The following is a 4252-nucleotide window of genomic DNA, read 5'->3' on the forward strand; positions in this document are numbered from 1 at the left end:
GAAGCCACCGGCGCCGAGCAGTGCCGCGAGGGGGACGTCGAGCAGCAGCAGGAGGTGCCAGTGGTTCGCGGACCGCAGCCCCGACACGGCCCCGACGACCCCCATGGCGACCAGGGACGGCGCGGCGACCAGCAGGCCGATCCTCGGCCAGGCCAACACCTCCCGCCGGTCGACCAGCACCGCGACCAGACCGGCGAGCAGGGCCAACCCACTCCAGAGCGCCACGGCCGGGGTGAAGTCGGCGATCACCTCCGACAACGCGGTGGCGGGCCGGGTCAGCCAGTTGTGCCAGACCGCCACGACATCGGCGAGCGCCATCGGCAGCACCATCCCGCCGAGCACGCAGGGCAGCCCCACCGACCACCGGCGAGCCAGTCCCGGCCCGGGCGGCAGGTCACCGACGCGGGCATCGCTATCGGGAGCCGACATCAGCGCAAACCCGCTCCCCCGCGACGAAGGCACCGCCCGGCAGCACGTCCCGCTCCTTCTTCACGCCAGCTCCTCGCCACGCCGACCGCCTCCTCACTCCGCTCCGGGGATGTTCCTCGACTCAACGATCCAGGTCGCCGGCGCGATCGCCGCCCGAGCCATCATCAGCAGGACCGCTCCTCCTTCACGAAACTACCGGCCAGCAGCCCTCTCCCCGGCGCACCTCACACCTGGCGGCGATGCCGGCCTCCTTGCCCACCTTGGCCAACTCGGCCTCGGCTATCTCGGCCGTCCTGGCCGCCTCGACCACCTCGCCGTCTTGGCCAACGCGGCCGTCTCGGCCCCCATGGCCAACTCGGGCAACTCGGCCGTCTCGCGCCTCGGCTATTCCGGGCACCCAAGCACCCCACGCACCTCAGCCACCCCCGGCACCCGAGCACCGCGGCCACCGAGAACGGTCCCGGATCTGGTGATGGGGTTCGCCGGTTCGGGGCGTCACTCCCCCGAGCCGCGGTCAGCGGGAACCCGCTCCTCGACGAAGCTGCCGTCGGGGATCTCGCCCTGTTCTTCCAGCTTCTCCTCGTACTCGTACTGGATGCCGGCCGTGCGGGTGCCCTCGTTGGTGACCACGTTCATCCCGGCCTCCTTACCGGCGTCGATGACGTGCTCGGCCACGCCCGCCGCCGGGTGGTCCTCGACCCAGCGGTGCAGGTTGCCGGCCGGGCCGATGCCGTGGTCGTGGAAGTCCTCCACGCGGCCGTCGATGATCTCCTCGCGTTCGTGGGCCAGCTGGCCGGAGTCGTGGTTGATGTCGTTGCCCTCGTGGCGCAGTTGGTTGTGGCTCTGTTCGAGGTCGTGGCGCTCCCGGTTCAGTGCCCGGTCCTCCTGGTTGAGCGCGCGGTTCTCGTCCTTGAGCGGTTCGCGCTCCCGGTTGAGCCGCCGTGTCCCGCCGCGGTCGTGGTCTCGCAGCGACCGGTCCAGCTCGTTCTGGTTGCGGCCGAGCGCGTCGCGGTTGGCGCCCAGGTTCTGCTCGTTGTCGACCGCCCGCTCGTTGTGCGCGGCCTCCTGCCCCAGCTGGTCCTGGGAGCGTGCGCCATGCTCGTGCACCCGCTCGGTGTGCGCGGCCGCCCTCGTGTTGAAGTCGTCGACCTTGCCGGCCTCGCGACCCGCCGCCCGCTCGAAGCCCTCGCCGGCGTCGCGCAGGGCGGTCTCGGACTTCTTCGCGCCCTTGGCCAGCTGCTCGGTCTCCCGCACGACCTTGCTCACCTTGCCGGCGTTGCTGGCCGCCAGCGAGGCGCCCTCGGCGACCTCGTCGGCGATGAACACGGCCTCGCTGCCCCCGAAGGTGACCGGGGCCAGCGCGCTCGCGGCGATGAACTTGACGATGGCGTCGCCGACGAACTGGGAGATCGAGTCGCGGACGATGCTGCGCGTGGTGCCGACGATCATCGCCGCGGTGTGCATCGCCTGGGTGGCGCCGTCGACGTGGGCGGCGAGGCCGTTCACCGCCTGCTGGTAGTTCTGCGCCGCCTGGCGGTAGCCGTCGGCGGCCTGGCCCTGGGTCTTCTGCAGGGTGCCCACCGAGTTGACGTAGTTCTCGGCGCTGGACCGCAGGTGCTCGGCGACGTTCTGCAGCGTCTGCGCCTTGGCGGTGACCGCCTCCGGGTCGCCGGCGAGCCAGTCCAACGGCTTCTTGAGGAAGCTGACGTGCTCGATCAGCCAGCCGATGCCGGCCCCGGCGAGGCTGCCGAGGGGGTCCATGGCCATCCCGAGGCCGTCGAGGCCGTCGGCGGCGAGGTCCATCGCGAAGCCGCCCCAGTTGCCGGTGGCGCCGTCCTGGATGGTGGACGCGACGTCGTTGAACAGCCCGGCGCCCTCGGTCGACTTGGTCAGCCCGCCGTGTTCGAGGTCGGTCGGCGCGATGGTGAAGTTGGACAGCGGGTGGGTGATCGGGTTGGGGTTCGCCTGCCCCTCCGACTCGGCGAGCAGGGGGTTGCCCTCGGTCATCGACCCTCTCCCCGGTTGATGTTGTCGAACGTGTCCGCGTGGGTCCGGTCGATCTGGACGGTGCTCTCACGCATCGCCTTGAGCTGGTCGGCGATGTGGTTGCCGGCGGTGACCGACGCGGAGATCGCCTTGTCGGCGCCGTCGGTCCAGTAGTGCAGTGCCCACGACCAGGTCGAGCCGATCAACCCGAACGCGTTGATGTCGATGGGCTGGAGCGCCGAGCGGGTCGCGCCGTCGACGTTGGACATGAGGTCGCGCACCTGGGTCTCGTGAGTCTGCAACTCGGCCGGGTCCAGCTGGAACCCGTCGCCATCCGGTGGTGCCATCACCAGTCCTCCTCACGGGACAGTGGACTGTCCATACCGAAGCTCTCGTCCTCGTCCGCCATCGGACGGCGGCGGACGGGCGGCGGTTCCGGCCGGTTCGGTGGTACTTCCGGCCGGTTCGGTGGCGGCGGCTCGGCGAGGTACTCCTCGTTGAGCGCCTGCCCGCCCGGGTTGTCCGACAGTTCCGCTTCCGCCGTTTCCTCCGGCAGATGCGCCGGCGGGATCTGCTCCTCGACGAACCGCATCGCGTCGCTGTCCTCGCCGACCAGCGGGGTCATGATCGCGAGGATCTGCTGGGACGCCTGCGCCTGTGCCCGCCGGGCGGTCGCCATCACCACCTCGGCCAGCCGCTCGCGCGGAACCCGGTCGGCGGCCGGCCCGAACGACAGGCTCTGCAGCGCACCGCCCCCGTTGACCGTGACGGTCACCGCGCCGTCCTGACTGGACGCCGTGCCGGCCAGGTGCCGGATCCGCTCCCTGGCCTCGGTCGCACGCGCGGCGAGGGCCGAGACGTCCTGCGTGTAGGAGTCGACGATCTGTTTCGGGTCCACCGGAACTCCCGGGTGTACTTCTGCGGTTCGCGTTTTCTCCGGTGCACGCTATCGCTGTTCCGCTCCGCGATGGAGCGGTACGAACATTCCCGCCGTGTTCATGCTGCTGTGGCAAAGTTTGGGCGGATTCGACATTTCGCGAGTGCTTTGACTGGTCGATATTCCTTTGCCCGTTTCCGGCCGGCGGAAGAGTGGCGAGGACTCACCGCGTCCCTTGGTGCATGAGCCGGACGTCGTTGTCCAGCACCTGCCGGTGCGTCTCGACCAGCCGGGGCGACGGGTCCAGGCCGAACCGCTCGACGAGCACCGCGCGGGCCCGCCCGAACACGGTGGACGCGTCCGCCTGCCGGCCGGCCCGGTACAGCGCGACCATCAGCTGCGCCCACCACCGATCGTGCCCGGGGTACAGCTCGGTCAGCCCGGTCAGCTCGTCGATCAGCGTCCCGCCGGCGCCGGTCGCGAGCTCGGCGTCGACGCGGTCCGCCATGGCGGACAGCCGCAGCTCCCGCAGTCGTGTCGCCTCCGACCGCAACGCCGGGACGCCGGCGAACTCCTCGTACGCCTCACCCCGCCACAGTGCCAGCGCGAGCGACAACGACTCGGCGGCGATCTCCGGCCGTGACCCCGCCAGCGCGGCGCGTCCCTCCACCACGAGACGCTCGAACCGCTGGGTGTCGACCAGGTGCGCCGGCAGGCGCAACGCGTAGCCGGCCGGATGCGTCTCGAGCAGCTCCCGCCCACCCAGCGCGGTCGCCGCCGGCAGCAACGCGCGGCGCAACCGCGACAGGTAGGTCAGCACCGTCCGGTGTGCGTGTGGCGGACTCGCCGCCCCCCAGAGCGCGCTGGCGAGGGCACCGACACCGGTCACCCGGCCCGCGTTGGCCGTCAGCACCGCGAGGAGCGTGCGGATGCGGGGCCCGCCGAGCTCGACCGGCCGAC

Annotated in this window: 5 protein-coding genes; all 5 read right to left on the bottom strand. The window is 71.4% G+C overall.

From position 1 onward, the window contains the following. Positions 1 to 429, bottom strand: a 429-nt coding sequence (locus tag ACJ73U_RS34780) for a hypothetical protein (RefSeq protein WP_407781999.1), incomplete at its 3' end; no start/stop codon positions are given. Positions 430 to 924: 495 nt separating this feature from the next. Further along, complete coding sequence (locus ACJ73U_RS34785) at positions 925 to 2436, bottom strand: hypothetical protein (protein WP_407782000.1); 1512 nt, start codon at positions 2434 to 2436, stop codon at positions 925 to 927. Further along, on the bottom strand, positions 2433 to 2762 hold the full coding sequence (locus tag ACJ73U_RS34790; RefSeq protein ID WP_407782001.1) for a hypothetical protein: 330 nt from the start codon (positions 2760 to 2762) through the stop codon (positions 2433 to 2435). Before ACJ73U_RS34790 ends, ACJ73U_RS34785 begins: the two co-directional genes overlap by 4 nt. Further along, positions 2762 to 3313, bottom strand: coding sequence for a YbaB/EbfC family nucleoid-associated protein (locus ACJ73U_RS34795; protein WP_407782002.1), 552 nt, complete (start codon positions 3311 to 3313; stop codon positions 2762 to 2764). Before ACJ73U_RS34795 ends, ACJ73U_RS34790 begins: the two co-directional genes overlap by 1 nt. 202 nt (positions 3314 to 3515) lie before the next feature. Beyond that, the coding region (locus ACJ73U_RS34800) for a BTAD domain-containing putative transcriptional regulator (protein ID WP_407782003.1) at positions 3516 to 4252 on the bottom strand (737 nt) is incomplete at its 5' end.

It is taken from the genome of Actinophytocola sp., from assembly GCF_045807065.1.
GTDB lineage: Bacteria > Actinomycetota > Actinomycetes > Mycobacteriales > Pseudonocardiaceae > Actinophytocola.

Excerpts from the sequence above, each read along its gene's own strand:
- ACJ73U_RS34790 (WP_407782001.1), bottom strand. The coding sequence starts at position 2,762 with ATGGCACCACCGGATGGCGACGGGTTCCAGCTGGACCCGGCCGAGTTG.
- ACJ73U_RS34785 (WP_407782000.1), bottom strand. The coding sequence starts at position 2,436 with ATGACCGAGGGCAACCCCCTGCTCGCCGAGTCGGAGGGGCAGGCGAAC.